The sequence below is a fragment of the Bacillus sp. X1(2014) genome (assembly GCF_007678255.1).
The window spans coordinates 180,746-197,641 of record NZ_VEED01000001.1; the positions used below are offsets into that span (position 1 = coordinate 180,746).

Annotated in this window: 19 protein-coding genes; 3 read left to right on the top strand and 16 right to left on the bottom strand. The window is 39.2% G+C overall.

Going from position 1 to position 16,896, the window contains the following annotated elements; translation table 11 throughout:
* Nucleotides 1-2: 2 nt before the first annotated feature.
* A complete protein-coding gene (locus FS608_RS00915) occupies nt 3-1,520 on the bottom strand; it encodes a spore germination protein (protein WP_144547285.1) in 1,518 nt (505 codons plus the stop codon).
* A gap of 191 nt (nt 1,521-1,711) precedes the next feature.
* Here FS608_RS00915 and FS608_RS00920 point away from each other — a divergent pair, with 191 nt between their 5' ends.
* Nucleotides 1,712-2,602 (top strand): MBL fold metallo-hydrolase, encoded by an 891-nt coding sequence (locus FS608_RS00920; RefSeq protein ID WP_144547287.1) that lies wholly within the window; start codon nt 1,712-1,714, stop codon nt 2,600-2,602.
* A 39-nt stretch (nt 2,603-2,641) separates the two neighbouring features.
* Here the strand turns inward: FS608_RS00920 and FS608_RS00925 are convergent, their stop codons facing one another.
* Both FS608_RS00925 and FS608_RS00930 read right to left on the bottom strand, forming a co-directional pair.
* The gene (locus FS608_RS00925) at nt 2,642-3,484 is read right to left on the bottom strand and encodes a DegV family protein (protein WP_144547289.1); all 843 of its coding nucleotides are present in this window, start codon (nt 3,482-3,484) and stop codon (nt 2,642-2,644) included.
* Nucleotides 3,485-3,620: 136 nt separating this feature from the next.
* Complete coding sequence (locus FS608_RS00930) at nt 3,621-3,872, bottom strand: DUF2535 family protein (RefSeq protein ID WP_144547291.1); 252 nt, start codon at nt 3,870-3,872, stop codon at nt 3,621-3,623.
* Between the two features lie 158 nt (nt 3,873-4,030).
* Between FS608_RS00930 and FS608_RS00935 the strand changes: the two genes are divergently transcribed.
* A complete protein-coding gene (locus FS608_RS00935; protein WP_144547293.1) occupies nt 4,031-4,273 on the top strand; it encodes a hypothetical protein in 243 nt (80 codons plus the stop codon).
* Nucleotides 4,274-4,330: 57 nt separating this feature from the next.
* Here the strand turns inward: FS608_RS00935 and tatC are convergent, their stop codons facing one another.
* The 9 genes from tatC to FS608_RS00980 all read right to left on the bottom strand — a co-directional run bounded on the left by tatC (nt 4,331) and on the right by FS608_RS00980 (nt 11,989).
* The gene (gene tatC / locus FS608_RS00940) at nt 4,331-5,071 is read right to left on the bottom strand and encodes a twin-arginine translocase subunit TatC (protein ID WP_144547295.1); all 741 of its coding nucleotides are present in this window, start codon (nt 5,069-5,071) and stop codon (nt 4,331-4,333) included.
* Between the two features lie 174 nt (nt 5,072-5,245).
* Entirely contained in the window at nt 5,246-5,440 is a 195-nt protein-coding gene (locus FS608_RS00945; RefSeq protein WP_066256906.1) for a twin-arginine translocase TatA/TatE family subunit, read from the bottom strand.
* Between the two features lie 212 nt (nt 5,441-5,652).
* Nucleotides 5,653-6,147 carry a dihydrofolate reductase gene (locus FS608_RS00950; protein WP_144547297.1) on the bottom strand — a complete coding sequence of 165 codons (495 nt, stop codon included), beginning with the start codon at nt 6,145-6,147 and terminating at the stop codon, nt 5,653-5,655.
* The gene (locus tag FS608_RS00955; RefSeq protein WP_144547299.1) at nt 6,144-6,938 is read right to left on the bottom strand and encodes a thymidylate synthase; all 795 of its coding nucleotides are present in this window, start codon (nt 6,936-6,938) and stop codon (nt 6,144-6,146) included. Before FS608_RS00955 ends, FS608_RS00950 begins: the two co-directional genes overlap by 4 nt.
* Before the next feature lie 40 nt (nt 6,939-6,978).
* Nucleotides 6,979-7,680, bottom strand: a complete 702-nt coding sequence (locus tag FS608_RS00960; protein ID WP_144547301.1) for an anthrax toxin lethal factor-related metalloendopeptidase — start codon at nt 7,678-7,680, stop codon at nt 6,979-6,981.
* 131 nt (nt 7,681-7,811) lie between these two features.
* Nucleotides 7,812-8,390, bottom strand: a complete 579-nt coding sequence (locus FS608_RS00965; RefSeq protein WP_144547303.1) for a TerD family protein — start codon at nt 8,388-8,390, stop codon at nt 7,812-7,814.
* Nucleotides 8,391-8,424: 34 nt separating this feature from the next.
* The gene (locus tag FS608_RS00970; RefSeq protein WP_144547305.1) at nt 8,425-9,036 is read right to left on the bottom strand and encodes a TerD family protein; all 612 of its coding nucleotides are present in this window, start codon (nt 9,034-9,036) and stop codon (nt 8,425-8,427) included.
* Nucleotides 9,037-9,244: 208 nt separating this feature from the next.
* Nucleotides 9,245-10,348: a toxic anion resistance protein gene (locus FS608_RS00975; protein ID WP_144547307.1), complete on the bottom strand. Its 1,104-nt coding sequence runs from the start codon at nt 10,346-10,348 to the stop codon at nt 9,245-9,247.
* A gap of 3 nt (nt 10,349-10,351) precedes the next feature.
* Nucleotides 10,352-11,989 carry a YceG family protein gene (locus tag FS608_RS00980; RefSeq protein ID WP_144547309.1) on the bottom strand — a complete coding sequence of 546 codons (1,638 nt, stop codon included), beginning with the start codon at nt 11,987-11,989 and terminating at the stop codon, nt 10,352-10,354.
* Nucleotides 11,990-12,207: 218 nt separating this feature from the next.
* On the opposite strand from FS608_RS00980, the gene FS608_RS00985 reads away from it, so the two are divergent.
* Nucleotides 12,208-12,459 (top strand): hypothetical protein, encoded by a 252-nt coding sequence (locus FS608_RS00985; protein WP_144547311.1) that lies wholly within the window; start codon nt 12,208-12,210, stop codon nt 12,457-12,459.
* On the opposite strand, the gene FS608_RS00990 is transcribed toward FS608_RS00985, so the two are convergent.
* The 4 genes from FS608_RS00990 to FS608_RS01005 are packed head-to-tail and all read right to left on the bottom strand — an operon-like array spanning nt 12,449 to nt 16,862.
* Complete coding sequence (locus tag FS608_RS00990; RefSeq protein ID WP_144547313.1) at nt 12,449-13,249, bottom strand: HAD family hydrolase; 801 nt, start codon at nt 13,247-13,249, stop codon at nt 12,449-12,451. The genes FS608_RS00985 and FS608_RS00990 overlap by 11 nt on opposite strands.
* A complete protein-coding gene (locus FS608_RS00995; RefSeq protein ID WP_144547315.1) occupies nt 13,246-14,367 on the bottom strand; it encodes a cysteine protease StiP family protein in 1,122 nt (373 codons plus the stop codon). The genes FS608_RS00990 and FS608_RS00995 overlap by 4 nt, the downstream gene beginning before the upstream one ends.
* The gene (locus FS608_RS01000; RefSeq protein ID WP_260871551.1) at nt 14,348-15,724 is read right to left on the bottom strand and encodes a phosphoribosyltransferase family protein; all 1,377 of its coding nucleotides are present in this window, start codon (nt 15,722-15,724) and stop codon (nt 14,348-14,350) included. Before FS608_RS01000 ends, FS608_RS00995 begins: the two co-directional genes overlap by 20 nt.
* Entirely contained in the window at nt 15,675-16,862 is a 1,188-nt protein-coding gene (locus tag FS608_RS01005) for an HpcH/HpaI aldolase/citrate lyase family protein (RefSeq protein WP_144547317.1), read from the bottom strand. Before FS608_RS01005 ends, FS608_RS01000 begins: the two co-directional genes overlap by 50 nt.
* Nucleotides 16,863-16,896: the final 34 nt, after the last annotated feature.

A 16,896-nucleotide genomic window follows, 5' to 3' on the forward strand; every position in this document is an offset into this window, starting at 1 on the left:
TCCTATTCATCTACATCCTTTTTTTCAACACCTTTATGTTTAGGAAAAAGCTGTTTGTCCACAGGACGGTTTGTTTCTGGCCTGTAGGATAAATATTGGGCCGGAAATTTAAAAATACTGTATCCTAAGTCCCTCCACCTAAAGGGATAGACAGGCGTAAGGTAGGGCCTCCCAATGGTGGTTAATCTTAAAAGGTGAACGAGAATACAACAAAACGAAAACATAATCCCGATCCCCCCCCAAATACCAGCTAAGATTATAATTGGAAAACGAACCATCCGAATGGCAGTACCCATTAAATAGCTAGGTGATGTAAAAGAACCAAGGGCACTTAGTGCAATAATGATAATTAAGATATTACTTGTAAATCCTGCTTGTACCGCTGCCTGTCCGATGACGATACCACCAACGATACCCATTGTTTGACCTACTTTAGTAGGCAGCCTTGCACCCGCCTCCCTTAAAAGTTCGATAACAAATTCTAAGAGAAAGGCTTCGAGGACTGGTGGAAACGGAACATTTGCCCGTGATTGACCAAGTGAAATGAGCAGTGCTGATGGAATAACCTCATAATGATAGGTCAAAACGGCTACATAAGCCGGAGTCAATAATACCGATAGAAAAATCGAAATAATCCGCAGCATCCGTAGGAAAAATCCCATATTCCAACGCATATAAACATCTTCTGTCGATTCAAAAAAGCTAAGAAAGGGTGTTGGACCATAAATAGCCGACGGGGACCGGTCCATCAATACTGCCACTCGCCCCCTCATCAAGGAAAGAGTGACCCGGTCTGGCAGTTCGGTTGACATAATTTGCGGGAAGATCGTCCAACTATTATCTTCAATTAACTGCCCCAAGACCGTCGTATCCGGTATGTAATCATATTCTAAATCCGTAATCCTCTGCCGAAAGGTACTCACATTTTCCTCATCTGCAATATCCTTAACATAGACAAGTTTTCCAGGAGTCTTAACCCTTTTTCCGATAGTAATATCTTCCATACATAGGTTGGGGTCTTTCAAATTACTCCTGATAATATTTAGATTGCCGATAAGTGACTCGGTAAAAGAAATCTTAGGACCATATACAAGCGACTCGGTCTCAGCCTTTTCAAGCGATCTCTCCACCGTTGAGCCGACATTGGCTAGTAACCCATAAGGTTCACCATCGATATAAATATACGACTTTCCTTCTATTAAAGAGGAAACAACTTCTTTTAATTGATTGGCAACAGAAAGTTCTGCAATCGGCAAGATCTGTGCTAGACTTTCCGTTGTCCATTCAGTTTGTGTACTTTGCTGGACAGGTAACAAGAGAAATTCATCAAAGCTTGTTTTATCAATGAGGCTGCTTAAAAAGCAAAAGACAATTTTCTTCCCATTCTTTTTAAGGGTGCGAAAATTCAGATCTGAACAATCGCCTATCTCTGATTCCAATTCTGACTTAAGTTCATCCACATTTAAACTATGCGGCTTCTTATCCTCTGACCGTTTATTTTCTGATTTCCGCTTAAACATAAGCAACACCTTAACCATTCAATTTTTTTTATCTTTACCAGAACATCTAATATTATCCAAAAGAAACTGAGTGGGTGTAAGGCACCACAATTGTTTCCATATTTAATGATTTGTGTTACTATGAATGAATAATCATTCATAAATTTAATTTACGTAACTTTTATGATAAAACATGCTTTGAGGTGATAGGAATGGATCGAATTGGGCCAATTATGGTTTTGGAAGGCACTAACTACAGTAAAGTCCCTTATTCCCGCAGTCTTTTCATTGATTGTTCTGAAAAGGTATTGATCGATAGTGGGGCAGATGCTAAAGCTCTGTTGGATGTGGACCGCGAATACGGGATTGAGTTAATCATTAATACCCACTACCATCCCGATCATACCCTTCACAATCATTTGTTTCCCGATGCAACCAAAATCATTAATCCGATTGAATTTGAAACGTCACTGACGATTGAAGGGGTTGCACGAGCGAATGGCGTCTATCAAGAATGGGGGCACCAAGGTGTGGACCGCTGGAAAAAATCTCTTCCACCAGAATGGGTGAAAAATCTAGGGGAAATTTCAGGTACGTATGAGTATGAAACGGACTATACCTTTGGGGATGTAAAGGTACTATTTTTACACACTCCTGGTCATACAAGCGGCTTTTCCTGCCCTTACTTTCCTGAATTAGGTGTAGCATTTGTTGGGGATTATGATATGACATCCTTTGGACCTTGGTATAATGGGACAGATGGAAATATCGAAGATTTCATTGCTTCAGGGATGCGCCTGCTTTCACTTGATGCAGATACCTATATTACTGGGCATCAGAAAGGGATATTTTCGAGGCAGGAGTTTAAACTGGCGATGGAGAAATTCCTTGCTATTATTGACCGGCGCGATGAAACCATTGAGAAATACGTCCGACAAGGTTTAACCTTTGATGAACTGACGAAGGTCGGTATCTTTTATCCGAAAAAAAGTTTGGAAAATAACATTCTCTTAACCTGGGAACGCAGTGGGATTCGCAAGCATTTAGATAGGCTGGGGCTTTCGATCCCCTTATCAAACACGGAGTTGGTAAATGGTAAATAAAAAGGATAGTGGCCGGAAATGAGGCACCATCCTTTTTGGCTATTCCGTATAATACATTAAAGCGATTGTACCAGGTCCCGTGTGAGTACTAATGGTAGGACCGGTATAATCAATTGAGATATCCCGATAGCCTGTTAATTCTATGATTGCTTCTTTAAGTTTAGATGAAAGTTGGATCGCTTCGGCATGAACAATGCCTGCGCCAAGTATGGTTTTCCCTTTAACATCTTCTGCAATTTGTTTAGCCAAATATTTAACCACCTGGGAATGACTTCGAACCTTGGCAACTGGGTTGTATTCTGCCCCTTCAAGAGACGCAATCGGCTTGATATTTAGTAACGAGCCTATAAAAGCCTTCCCTTTACCGATTCTTCCGCCCTTCACCATGTTTTCAAGCGTATCGACCATAATATAAAGTTTGGTATTTTCGCGTATCTTGTCTAGGCGTGTTAAGATTTCCTCGATACTTTTCCCCTGTTTCGCCATTTCCGCTGCTTCCTTGACCTGGAATTGAAGCGCCAACGAAATAAACAACGAGTCAACAACGGTGACTTTTGTTTTCGTCATCTGGGCAGCGCTTTCAGCTGAACGAACGGTACCGCTCATTTTTCCTGTCATGTGGATCGATAATACTTCATACCCTTCATCCCCGAGCCGGTCGTATACTTCAAGGAAGGTCCCAGTAGAAGGTTGCGAACTTTTCGGTAATTCCTCTGACTTTTTCATCATTTCTATATATTCAGCAGGATCTAATTCTACTCTATCTAAGTAGGATTCTCCATTTATAGTTACGGACAATGGTACTACTACAATACCAAGTTTTTCGGCCATATCTAACGGCATGTCCATCGTTGAATCGGTTACAATTTTAATTTTGCTCAAAACAGTCACTTCCCTACCAGTACTGCTTTGTATTATACAGTTAAGTGAAGTGGAAAGGAATAACATACATCACTTTTGATGAGTTTTTAACATTAAAAAGCACCGCTGGGGGATCCCCTGTGATGCTCTAAATGTATTAAGCGTTATTCTTTAATTCTCCTATTTTAAACAAGCGTTCATAATCAGGCCATTTCATGATCTTTTTCAGATAATCTTTAAAGGAATAGCATTTTTTCAAGCTTTTTTCCTCATAGAGCGACGTAACATACGTCTGTAAACGGACTTGGATCATAAATTTATAAGCGCTATCTTCCTCCAATACAGGAATTTCAATAATTTTAACCTTCTGTCCAATAACATTTTTGAACTCTAGGCTTTTGAATAACAAAATATCAATCCTCTTTTTCACCCGTTTGTGTATATTATACACCCAATTTGGTACGAAATGTGTCTTATTCTGCTTGGATTAAGAAATATTTCCTAGTCGTTTGTTATTACTCAACAAAAAAACAGGTCAATTTGATTGGCCTGTTTACTAATCGAATAATGGGAATTCGTATGGTTTTATTGCTTCAGTTTTTAGTTAAGGTCGCTGAACCTTTAGACACTAGCGTTCAATACCTGCTAGAGGAGTCTAAACCAAAGATCCATGGGGACAGCGAACTGGATGAGGAATGGAAGATTTTGATCCGCCAGGCGATTGAGGATGGTTTAAAGAAAGAAGACTTTCATGAGTATCGAAACTACAAAAAATTTCAGTCATGGATGAAAGAACAGAACAAAAGCTAAAAAATATGCCCCCATTCCTAATGGAATGGGGGCTCATTTTTTGCTTTTACAGCTTATTTACGCTTCAACCATCTCTTCTGTATCCTCTTCCTGCTGCTTTTTCAACCGTTTACGATAAACAAATTTCGATAAATTAATACTGATTTCGTACAGCAGTAAAAGTGGTACGGTTACGACAAAATCAGACATAAAGTCCGGTGGTGTAATAACAATCGCAATGATAATAAGTACGAAGTAGGCATATTTACGAATTTTTGAAAGGACAAACGGGTTAATGATTCCCAGCGAAGTTAAAAACATAACAACAACCGGAAGTTCAAACAATACCCCGAATGGCAGGGTCATGTTCAAGATAAAGCTAAAATATCTTTCGGCAGTGAAGTTTGTGACAAACATATCTTTGCCTATGTTCACTAAAAAGTCTAACACCATTGGGAAAATGACAAAATATCCAAAGGCTAAACCGATAATAAATAAGAAAAATAAAGCTGGAACATAGGATAGGGTTATTCTTCTTTCAATCGGTTTCAATGCTGGTCTCACAAACAGCCAAATTTGTAAGGCGAGGACAGGAATGGTTCCTGCCACGGCTATAACGGTTGCCAGCATGAAATAGATCCACATAATATCACTAGGGCCGAGAACTAGTAGTTTTTCATTTCCAACAAACCATTTATAGATATCATCAACATAAATAAAACCGACAATAAAAAAAACTATAAAGGCAAGTGCAGAAATTATAATCCGTTTGCGCAGTTCCTCTAAATGATCCACCAAATTTAATTCTCTATCATCCATGTACTTCCCCTGCCAATTTCAAAAGATTAAAAAAGAGCACGTGCTTGTACTCTAAGTAAAACAACTTCAATTAGGATTATATACGAAATGTACCATAAAATTCCTAAATCATGGTGATTATTTTTTATTGACTAAGATTAAAGAAGAAAAGGTGTAAGACGGAAATCTCACACCTTATTTAGTCAAGTTTTTCTTTTCTTCATCAATGTCTTTCATGACATCATCTGTAAGTTCACGTGTGGACTTTTTAAATTCCTTTAAGGTTTGTCCGAACGCACGGCCGATTTCTGGAAGTTTCTTAGGTCCGAATATAATTAATGCAAGTGTTAAAATCAAAATCAATCCGGGTACTCCGATATTAGAAAACATGGATGTACATCCCCTTTAATTGTTTATTATTGCTACTATGATTATATTACCAAAAATCCTTTTTAGGTAATTTATCATCAATAATTCATAGTAATTTCACAATATCTACTTAGAGCAATATCTTTATGATATTTAGTATTGCTTAACACATTATAAATTACTACTGATAATTTAACAATTACAACTTCATGAAGTCAATGATAAATTATTAATTACACATTAGACTTTCTATCATAAATTCTAAACTCATAATCATACGGATTTTTATCATCTCTAGGGCCTTTTTCATTAGACACTAGTTCCCAATCGCTTGAATCAAATTCAGGAAAGAACGTGTCGCCTGCAAATTCATCATGAATATGTGTAATGTAAAGACGATCCACGAAGGCAAATGTCTCTTTGAATATTTCTGCTCCGCCAATTACAAAGATTTCATCGTTTTGCTTCTGGCAATACGTGACAAAATTTTCAACCGAGGTAAAAACTGTACAATTTTCACTACGATAATCAGCTTGGCGAGTGATGACAATATTCTCTCTGCCTGGAAGAACTCGGCCAATGGATTCATGCGTTTTTCTTCCCATCGCAATCGGATGACCCATGGTAACCCGCTTAAAGAACTTTAAATCCTCGGGTAAATGCCAAGGCAGTTGATTATCTTTCCCAATTACTCTATTTTCGTCCATCGCGACAATAAAGGAAATCATACACTGACCACTCCTTTAATATGGGGATGTGGGTCATACCCTTCAAGTGTAAAGTCTTCATACTCAAAAGAATAGATATCTTTAACGGACGGATTTATTTTGAGAACCGGCAAGGCACGAGGCTCTCTCCCCATTTGTAACTTTACTTGTTCGAGATGATTTTGATAAATATGAACATCACCGAATGTATGGATAAATTCGCCTGGTTCAAGGTCACATACCTGAGCAATCATCATCGTCAGAAGCGCATAGGATGCAATATTAAATGGGACGCCTAGAAAGACATCTGCTGAGCGTTGGTAAAGCTGACAGGATAATTTACCGTCTGCCACGTAAAATTGGAACATGCAGTGGCACGGTGGCAGCGCCATGTTGTCAATTTCCGCCACATTCCAAGCATTAACCAGCAGTCTTCGTGAATTTGGATTTGTTTTGATTTGGTCGATGAGTTCGCTAATCTGATCAACAGTTTTACCGTCAGCCCCTGTCCATGAACGCCATTGGTGACCATAAACAGGACCCAATTCTCCGTTTTCATCGGCCCATTCATTCCAAATACGAACACCATTCTCCTGTAAATATCGAACGTTAGTATCACCGTTTAAAAACCAAAGTAGTTCAAAGATAATTGATTTTAAATGCAGCTTTTTCGTAGTCATGAGCGGAAACCCTTCCGCTAAATTAAATCTCATTTGATACCCGAAGGTACTAATCGTTCCTGTACCTGTTCGGTCGCCCTTTACGTTTCCATTTTCAAGGACATGCTTACACAAATCTAAATATTGCTTCACCCCGGACAACTCCCTTAACTTCAATTCATCTTAATTTATTTTAGTGAAGGCTGGCTATAAATTCAAATGTTTTCGGTGCTTTCGTCCGTAATAGTTCTTTCGAATCAGCATTTAAATAGTACATTGCAAAAGTCTCTGCAAAATATTCTTCTGGATATTGAAAATAACTGTTTCCCGGAAACAATTGTTCATGTTCCAATTCCAACATATTCAAAAATTCTTTCGAACCACTAATTTCATTAAACACATAATGATCGATGGAATGTGCCAGTTCATGTAATTCCAAATTTATAGAGCCGTGGCCATGCCCTTTATCACTCGCACCGATTTTAACCAATACCACCTTCGAACCGCCAATCCCAGGGACTTCATCCCAGGTTACATTATTGGTATATCCTCTTGGAATTTTCCCTTTTAGATGACTTGCTGTCGGATTATCTGTAAGTCTTCCGGTAAAGAGTTTCAAGCGGATTCCGTGTTTTTTTACTTTTTTTAAAATAGAGTCGTGGATGGAATCAATTCTGTTAATCATTACAGCCGCTTCTTTTTGATCAAAACTTTTCTTAGGTAAGACAATAATTTGATCGAGAAGTGATAATGATTGATCAACTTTAAGGGATTGGTAGAGTACAGAATTCGTCGAATAATCTCCAAGCCAAACACCATCATACGATGCTTGCGAAGTAGTGATTGATGATAGAAACAATCCAGCGATTAATACTGAAACGATAGTTTTTCGCACCCTATCATCCCCTTGTCATTTCATAGATTACTTGAATTATAACATGGGAACGCGAATGCGGTTTCGGAAAATTATAAGGAATTACTGGATAAAAAAAGGGAAGAAGCTGCCATAACGGCAGCTTCTTAAAGTTACACTTCTAAACCATAATTTCGGCAAAGGGCTGCTAATCCACCTGCAAAACCGCTGCCAATTGCATTAAATTTCCAATCGCCATTATGACGATAGAGTTCACAAAAAACAACGGCTGTCTCTACGGAAAAGTCCTCGCCAAGATCAAAGCGCAATATCTCATTTTCCGTATCTTCATCAACTAGGCGAACAAAAGCGTTGGATACTTGGCCGAAATTTTGAAATCTTGCCTCTGCATCATGTATGGTTACTGTAATGGCGATCCGGTGCACATGTGATGGGACTTTACTGAAATCAATCTTGATCTGTTCATCGTCTCCGTCACCTTCACCCGTTCGATTATCTCCTGTATGCTCAACCGAACCTGAAGGGTGGACGAGCTGATTGTAAAAAATAAAGTCCGAATCGTTTACGACTCTGCCATTTGCGTCAGCTAAAAACGCCGATGCATCCAAGTCAAAGTCATTTCCGCCATGATAACGATTCGTATCCCAGCCGAGGCCCACAACTACTTTCGTTAAGCCTGGGTTTGTTTTTGTTAAATCAATTCTTTGCCCCTTTGACAAGTTAATACCCAAAAGGAATCACCTCTATTTGAACTTTTTACCCTACTTAACTAAAGGAACGAACGACTTCACTAAGGCTTGCTGCATTTGTACCACTGCCGATTGCTGCAAACTTCCATTCATTGCCGTGACGGTAAATTTCTCCTGTCACAAGGCATGTTAGACCGCTGTAATTGTCTGTTAGGTTGTAGTGAAGTAACTCTTGATTATTTCCTGGATTTACAACCCTGATAAATGCATTTTTAATCATTCCAAAATGCTGCTTTCTCTTAACACAGTCGTAAATATTTACAACGAAAACAAGTTTCTGAATATTGGCCGGAACACGGCTTAAATCGATCATTACCTGCTCGTCATCGCCGTCACCATCGCCTGTTAGATTATCTCCTGAGTGTTGTACACTGCCATCATTGCTACGCAAGTTTCCGAAGTAAATGACATCTTTGTTGTTTTGAAGCTTATCGTTTGCGCCCAGCATAATAACTGAGGCATCACAGTCCACATTAGCCGCACTGCCGCCGCCAAACAAGCCTCCGAATAAGCCGCCTCCACCGCCGCTTTGAACTGGGTCCCAGCCTAAACCGACCATGATTTTAGATAATCCAGGATTACTCTTTGTTAAATCCACTCGTTGACCTTTTTGTAAATTAATAGCCAAATTAATCACTCCTATTAGAAATTTTTATATTTTTAAGCACTTTAAACTTGGCTGTTGATTTCCGCTCCAGGCACTTCGCTTTCCGCGGGCGTTCCGGCGAGCCTCCTCGGCGCTAAAGCGCCTGTGGGGTCTCCCCTGTCCCGTACTCCCGCAGGAGTCTCGCGCCTTCCTCTCCAATCAACAGTGGCAATATCAACAAAAATCTTATTTAAGATTGCTTCAATTTTTTAAAGTTATCTTGCAGCTGTTCTAGACGTTTTGTGCCCTCCACCCGCATTCGTTTATTTTCCTCTTCAATCGCCTTTGTTTCCTGCATACCCTTTATGATAATGTTCCAAGATTCTTCAATCGTTTCAATTTTAATACTTGGACCACCAGCTAGTCTCGCAATATCGGTGCTTTGCTGCGAAATGTTCTGCGCATTCTTAAGAAGCATTTCGTTTGTCCTGCGGTCTAATTCACTCATCGAATCAGCCACTAGCTTTTGTCTTTTCGCTGCCATCGCTTGAATTAACCCATTCTTAAAAATCGGAATGGTCGTGACAAATGCCGAATTAATTTTACCAATCAGTTTCGTATTTCCTCTTTGTAAAAGGCGAATCTGAGGAGCAGTTTGCAGAGCAACCATTTTTGCCATTTCCAAATCATAGATGCGCTGTTCCAATAACTCAATAACATTTTTAAGCGAGTCCAATTGCATGGAGGCCATCTGATCACCAGCTGCTGTCCGTGCTTCAAGCTGTGGAAGTTGATTATTCTTTAATTCCTCTACTTTTATTTCACCAGCAACAATATATTTTTCAAGTGTCAAATAGTATTGATAGTTTTGCTCATACATTTGTTCGAGCATATTGGTTGAATCAACCATTTCATGCTGATATTTGGATATTTCTATGTATACCTTATCAATTTCAGAGCCCATGGTTTGGTACTTGCCAAACAGCTTTTCAACCATCTTTTCACCCTTTTTAAAGAGCTTTCCGAAAAGTCCGCCTGACGTCTTTTGAAAGTCTTTTGCATCAAACTTATCCATGATGCGGCCCAGTTGCTTAAGGAGTTCACCTGAGTCCTCTACTTTCGTTGTCCGCATATTATTTAATATCTGGTCAGAAAAACGGGAAATTTGAACAGCAGGTTCCTTCCCAAACTCTAGCACTTGAATCTGGTCACGTTCATCAATTGTACGGGCCAAATTTTGAATTTCTGGTTCTTTCCGAAGTGCAAGTTTAATGTCAGAAACTTTCGTTTCTGTGAGGATGTCATCTGTACCTGCGGGCGTTAAGCCGCTTGATGGATTAGGCGTAAGATTCACTTATTAATCTCCCCTTAAATTTTTTAAGATTCCTTGGAAAAGCCCTTTTTTGAAAATGGACGGTTCCTTAAACTCCAATTCAAAAACAACATCTTCGAGCCAATGCTTATCAAATAACCGTTCGTCTAGAAAATTTTCAATATCATTATGGCCAGGAGGATTATAAAGGATGATATCGATCCCAAATTGATTTAAAAGTAAAAGCAGTGCTGCATCGGACCTTGTCAGCATACCAGCTAGTTCATTATTAAAAATGATTAATTTCGGTACATGTTGGGAGTAGTCAAATTTCTCTATCAACTGAATAATCGGCTTAGGCATAAACAAGGCCTGCGTAAATAAATACATTTTTACGTCTTCTATCGTTTCCGTTGGCAGGGGCTTAAAACCTGGTTTATCACATATTCTTCTCACCGCGTTAGCAATTCCCTTTTGTAAGCCGGTTGATAGGAACGAGTAAGGCCAATAATGTGACTTCATCATGATTTCAGGGTTAATCAAGCCATCCTTTCCGTATGCATTTCGATAATGAAAGCGAAAATCACTTGTGCTTTCCATCGTGATCGGCAAGCGGCGAATCAGTAAACTATGATCTAATTCACTCAGTGATTGCAAGCGGTCCCAGTACTCTTTACGATTCTTACTCACACCCTGAACCTTAGCAAAGATGGAAGGAATTTTAACTTGTCCGTTCCCTACCTCAAAATCAGGCCTAATCATTGCTATTTCTTTTCCAAGGATAAAAAGTTCATCATACGTGGTTTTTAACGTAATCGAAGATGGTGTGTAATCCCTTAATTGCCATGGCTTGTAAAGGCCAGAACCCTCTTGGTTTAAAATGGTCTCTATTTCTTTGGAAGCACGGTAAGCAACCGTTGCTTTACGCGTGCGCTTTGCCTTAGGGAATGGTTCTGCAGGGATCCGATTAGGGTATTCATGAGAGAAAACCGGCTCACTCATCATCCCTTCTAAGATATCCTTACCTTCTGGGTGGAAAATGACCAGATCACAGCCTAGCTTTATTAAATAATATAAAAAATATTGGTGACTTTTCTTAAAATCGCCATACCACAAAAATTTTGGCAGTTCTTTTTGTGGATCGCACTTTTCCAAAACTGGCTCTAAATGATTGATGGACCATTTCACAAGATCAACCAGAACCCGCCTTAAATCATGGTTGACTAAACCGTCTTTTTCAACCTTCGCGAACATCTCTAATGTTGCAATCATCGCTTCGCGCAGTTTCCGATGAATAACAGGGACCCTGGATTTCAACAATAGCTGTTCCCCTTCAAGAAAAGCTGTAAATCGGTTGATGGACAGCTTTTGTTCTCGATGGATATTGATGACTTTTTGAATGGATTGAAAGTGATGGTTATTAATCGTTTTATCCAGTGACTCTTCGCTTAATAAATGCAGTTTCCATTCCGGATTATTCACATAATCAAAGAGCTGGTTATAATAGTGATCCTGGTCGATAGGTATTCCAAGGAACTTCCCAATTACTTGCCCAATGTGAATGGTGCCATTTTCTAATGAAAAATATGGCCGCTCTGGCAGTGGTTTCTTCAGCAAAGCCTGCCAATTTTCATATGAAAGGGCGACAGGTTGGGCCTTTAACTGATTATATGGTGGATTCATTCATAATCCCTTCCCTCTAGAAGCGAAAGCTTTTTTTTCAAGCGTTTAGAAAATTATGTAAGGTTTCCATAACATCATATCACAGTTATTTAATTGGTTCATTTGTTTATACGAAACTCCTTAAAAAATGTTTCATACAACTGGTAATTCCCTCATTTTTCACCTTTTTCCTTGTCCTTACATATTATTGAGTACTCACACTAAAGTAGGTGACTCAAATGCGTTTTTTATATAAGCGGCCGCGGATGGAGCAGATACAAGAGGAATTGGATACCGTTATGGATGTAATGGTTTCCGATGTTTTTGTTTATCTTGATTTATTTATTTTCAGTTTCATCTTTACGTTTCTACTATCTCCAATATTGCAATCATTAGCCTTGTCAGTCCTATTCTGCTTAGGAACGTATAGTTTATTTTCCTGTGTTTATTTTTTCGTTATTACACGAAAAGATAAAAAGATTAAATTGTAAGACGAAGCAGTTGTAGAAATTGCAGGATAATCTCCTCCCCTGCACCGATCCCCTTATTTTTTGTCAGAGTATAATCATTGGTGCCTGACACCCTTGCCAGTTCCCCATGGGACGGGACAAAACGATAGTGGCAGGTTTTCAGAAAGTCCCAATCTAGTATGGAGTCCCCCGCACCAGCAATTACTTTCATTCCTTCTCGTTTTGAGATATATTCAAGAGCGTCCCCTTTGCTAATTGCTCGAGGGATAAAGTAGAGTTTTCTTCCTTGTAAGGAGATTCTCCATCCATTTAGAACTGCCACTTCATGAATCACTTGGAGATCAGAAGCAGGTGGAAGACTGTTCAAAATGAAATAGAAAAATAAATTCTCCGCCTGCTTCATTTGCCCATCAAAGATGAAACCTTCCTTCTTCAGCTTAGTTAGCAGCAGCTCTTGGGTAACTGATTCCTCAGTCATACGATTGATAATATGTGCTGACCAATCTTTCAACAACATACCCTGATAAATGATATTGGCCCCATTTGAAGTGATTGCATATTTAATTGGAATGTCATCCTTAAAAATTTGAAAACGGTTAAATTGTTCTGTTGTCCTTGTAGTAACTGGAATAAATAAAGTATTCATTGCTAACTCTTTTAATGCTGAATAGGATGTTTCAGTCATGTAGGCAACCCAGTTATCGTCTTTTCTTTCAACTGGTTTAAGGACGATCGGATCATCGTTACCTAGATCCTCGATCGCCCGTTGCGAATAAACTATTGTACGGTCTAGGTCAGATGCAAAAATCATTGGTTACTCACCTTAACCGATTTTATTAAGCCGCAGCATAAATACTTTAAATTTGGATATGGTACGACTTCTACTCCCTTTTCTTCTGCGAGCATTAGAATATGTTTGACGAATGGACTTGAAGGATCGCGCATTAGAATTTTCCATGGAACCCTGCGAAGTAATACTCTCGTTGTTTCTCCAACCCCTGGTTTAATAAAATGAGGGCTTTCAATGCCAAATTCAGTTTGAATTCGTTTGACGTCCTCCATACCTAGGAATCCCGTTTCTATTCTTTCGACAACCATGTTTCGAGCGACTTCAGCCGCTTCCACAGAAATGCTTTCAAATTCCCTACTAATCAAATCAATATATTCATTGGAAACATCGATGGGAATCAATTCCTGATAATACTTCGCTCCATGGAAATCATCCTTGCCGATATATAAATCATTTAAAACAGTTCTGCTTACCAACCCAGATACGGTTGAGTTAAGACAAGCACTTGGGATTAAAAAATCTTCCCTTGTCCCAAACAATGTCGTGCAATAGCCGGGATCGGCAATTACTGCCAATGTGTCATCCAGTGAGACCCCGTAATTTTTTTTGTACTCGTGACAGGCTTTTGTCAATTCTTTCGAAATGGCCCCCTTACCCGTCCATCCATCAACAAACTGAATTTCAGCATTTGGGTGTTGAGTTAAAATGTACTTCAAGGCATTTTCATCGACCCCTCTATCACGAATGATAGAAATACTATAATGCGGCACTGAAACATGGTAGTTCATCTGTATATATCTTTTTATCAAGATTCCAACCGGTGTTCCTGCACGTGCAAGGGACACGAGGACAGTCTTATCACCTTTCGATTGATAGATTCGTTCGGCAACAATCCCGATGCATAAGGCCACTTTTTGCTTATATTCCTTGAGAGTGGACCAGAATAAATCTACATAGGCTTTTGGCGGCTGGTACTCGATAGGTAACGATTCACTATAGTGAACACCTGATTGAACCTTTATTTCTCGATTCTCTGTGGTATCCTCTAAGGAAATCTCACTTAAATCCTTTAATAGAAATTGAACGTCCTCCGCGTTATAACTTCCGATGCTTGCTGGTTTATTGGTTGTGATTTTCATCTTGTTCCCCTCGATTATTAGAAAAATAGACGAGTCTAATCATCTTTATTCGTAATTTCTCCAGTTCTTTCAGAAGCGGCTGTATACTCTCTGATTCTACTTTTCTCTCCATGAAAACAAATAATTCATCGTAGAATCCTGGCGGGATGTTGTAAACAAAGTGAGTGATCGATAAATCTTCCGGATTTGGAAAAGACTCTCCGAACCTTGCCCCATAACCCACTTTGTTTTCAATAAAGATAGGGCTTCTGGTAGTCGATTGATATAAAATTCCACTGCCCAATAGAGACGCGAGTTTCATAGGAAGATACATAAATTCTCCGGTTCCTAAGCAAAGAGTCCTTTGCCCCGATCTTTTTTGATTCAATACTGCCGCAGCTAGAGAGGCTTTCTGGTGAAGATAATTATTGTCTGAACTACTAAGACCAAATCGCCCTGTTTCGTGAATAAATGCTGATTGATTCATTGGGTTATCCACAGAAAGGGTGGTGTTCGAAAAAAATGGAGATAGGTCAATCCATTCTACGGATGCCTTAGCATAATCTTCACTTTCGATGATTGGTGAATGATTCGCGATTTCTCGAATCTGCTTCACCTGGACAGTACCCGTTATCAGACTTACGACATTGATTTTTATACCAAGGTCCTGTTGAACCTGCTGAAATCTATTTCGATCCTGTTCTGAACGCCAATCCAAAATGGAAACGATCGTATAGACTTGTCTCGGAAATTTGCTATGAATCGATTCGATAATATTTAAGGCCGTTTTACCTGTGGTCAATTCATCATCAACAAGGATAATTTCTCGTCCATTTTGAATCATCTCCAACGGAATATAGCAGCGGTGGGATGTTGCATGAGAATGCTCTTCTTCAAAGGTAATTTCCGGTCTCACCTGCATGATTTCTTCCCGAGTGGTATGGAAATATTCGGCGTTTTGAAAACAATCAAAGAAAGCATGACCAAGGGCTGTGGCTGTTTCAGCAAAGCCAATCACTACTGGACAGACTTGTTCAGGAATAAACGCCTTACTCTTGTATAATTCTTCTCTATAAAACGAGGTTAATAGTTTCTCAGTTTCTACATATTTGATTCCCTTTACCATTTCAAAATATCTTGCACCTAGGAGGGCAGCAGTCAACAGCCCTTTATGGGGATTTACCGGTAAGTGTTTACCCAGCACCTTACTTACGAAAAGGAAAGAACGCTTCTTATTGATCCTTGCCGCCATGGTAAATAACTCTTGGATCGGCAGCTCATACGGATTTTCAGTCACTTCAATCTCGGTCTCAATCGAGTCTAAAATATTATACGTATACTTCTTTTTTGATAAGGTCAATGGTTGTGAATTCTTCATGCAGCACCCCGTATAACTTTGATTTTAAGATGGTTTTTTTAGCCCAATAATAGTGAGGTTTAATCTCATTCATTTTATTTGCAAAATTACTTTTCATCACGCCAATTTCTCCTGTAGCCGCTTCTATGATATTGCTGGCATCAATGAATTCTTCGTAGGAAACCACATTAAGGGCTTGAACGACTTTGATATGTGTGGGATGGATAATCGTTTTTCCTGTTAGCCCGTTTGCGATATCCATGAGGATTTCCTGAATTAATCCATCCATATGATCATCAATTAATTTTGCCCGCCATTTCAGCCCTTCATCACCATACTTTTCACGAAAAGGGGTTTGCCTTAACTGTGGCTTGAGCATTCTTTTTTTCGCAGAAAAATACTCCCATACAGGACCAGAAACAACGTAGGGACTGTCAAAACGTTGAAAGACGTTAATTATGTCAGAAATGCAATCTCTCAAAACAGCAATATCATACACCGTTGTATCTGCACTTCGGCGTATTCCATATAATCCACAAAAATCGGTCGCCCCAATTCGTACATTTAGAATATATTCCTTGTAACGATCAAGTAGAGTTTTTATACTTATTAATTCTTCCATTCTCGTTTCTTTTTGGATGACCTTAGCTGTCTCCAAAACTGGCATAGCATAAAATGGATGCTGCTTAGTATGTAAACTGCTTACCTCTAATAATAGTTCTTCACCTGTTTCGGCGCTGAATTTTGGAAGAACTACTCCCGTCAGAAGATGAATGGCATCAGCTAATTGAGCCGTTACCCTTTTAAACTGCTCAACATTTCGAATTCGGATAAACATGAGTGGGAGATCCGTATAGCTTAGGAATCCCTTATTTATTTCAGCATGTAACTTTACCAATTCATGGATGAGCATTGCTTCCGCATCCGTTACCTCGTGATCCCCTACGGCATCTTCTAAGTCGATGACAAGAGAGGTTAATCCTTCATGTTTTTTGGATAGTATTTCTTGATGAATATTTGGGCGTGTCGCTGGCATATAAAGAGTAGCTCCTAAACCATAGGATAGGAGTTCACGGTTAGAATATTTAGTAAATGTCTGCGGTTTTTGAAAGAAGAAGCGTTTAATTTCATCCTGGTAAAAGTATGTAAAAAATTCCATAACCAATTTCTCCTCTTTTAAAGCTAAAAAATAG

Coding starts and splice junctions, on each gene's coding strand:
- FS608_RS00915 (WP_144547285.1), bottom strand. CDS start 1,520: ATGTTTAAGCGGAAATCAGAAAATAAACGGTCAGAGGATAAGAAGCCG.
- FS608_RS00920 (WP_144547287.1), top strand. CDS start 1,712: ATGGATCGAATTGGGCCAATTATGGTTTTGGAAGGCACTAACTACAGT.
- FS608_RS00935 (WP_144547293.1), top strand. CDS start 4,031: ATGGGAATTCGTATGGTTTTATTGCTTCAGTTTTTAGTTAAGGTCGCT.
- tatC (WP_144547295.1), bottom strand. CDS start 5,071: ATGGATGATAGAGAATTAAATTTGGTGGATCATTTAGAGGAACTGCGC.
- FS608_RS00945 (WP_066256906.1), bottom strand. CDS start 5,440: ATGTTTTCTAATATCGGAGTACCCGGATTGATTTTGATTTTAACACTT.
- FS608_RS00950 (WP_144547297.1), bottom strand. CDS start 6,147: ATGATTTCCTTTATTGTCGCGATGGACGAAAATAGAGTAATTGGGAAA.
- FS608_RS00980 (WP_144547309.1), bottom strand. CDS start 11,989: ATGAATCCACCATATAATCAGTTAAAGGCCCAACCTGTCGCCCTTTCA.
- FS608_RS00985 (WP_144547311.1), top strand. CDS start 12,208: ATGCGTTTTTTATATAAGCGGCCGCGGATGGAGCAGATACAAGAGGAA.
- FS608_RS00990 (WP_144547313.1), bottom strand. CDS start 13,249: ATGATTTTTGCATCTGACCTAGACCGTACAATAGTTTATTCGCAACGG.
- FS608_RS00995 (WP_144547315.1), bottom strand. CDS start 14,367: ATGAAAATCACAACCAATAAACCAGCAAGCATCGGAAGTTATAACGCG.
- FS608_RS01000 (WP_260871551.1), bottom strand. CDS start 15,724: ATGAAGAATTCACAACCATTGACCTTATCAAAAAAGAAGTATACGTAT.
- FS608_RS01005 (WP_144547317.1), bottom strand. CDS start 16,862: ATGGAATTTTTTACATACTTTTACCAGGATGAAATTAAACGCTTCTTC.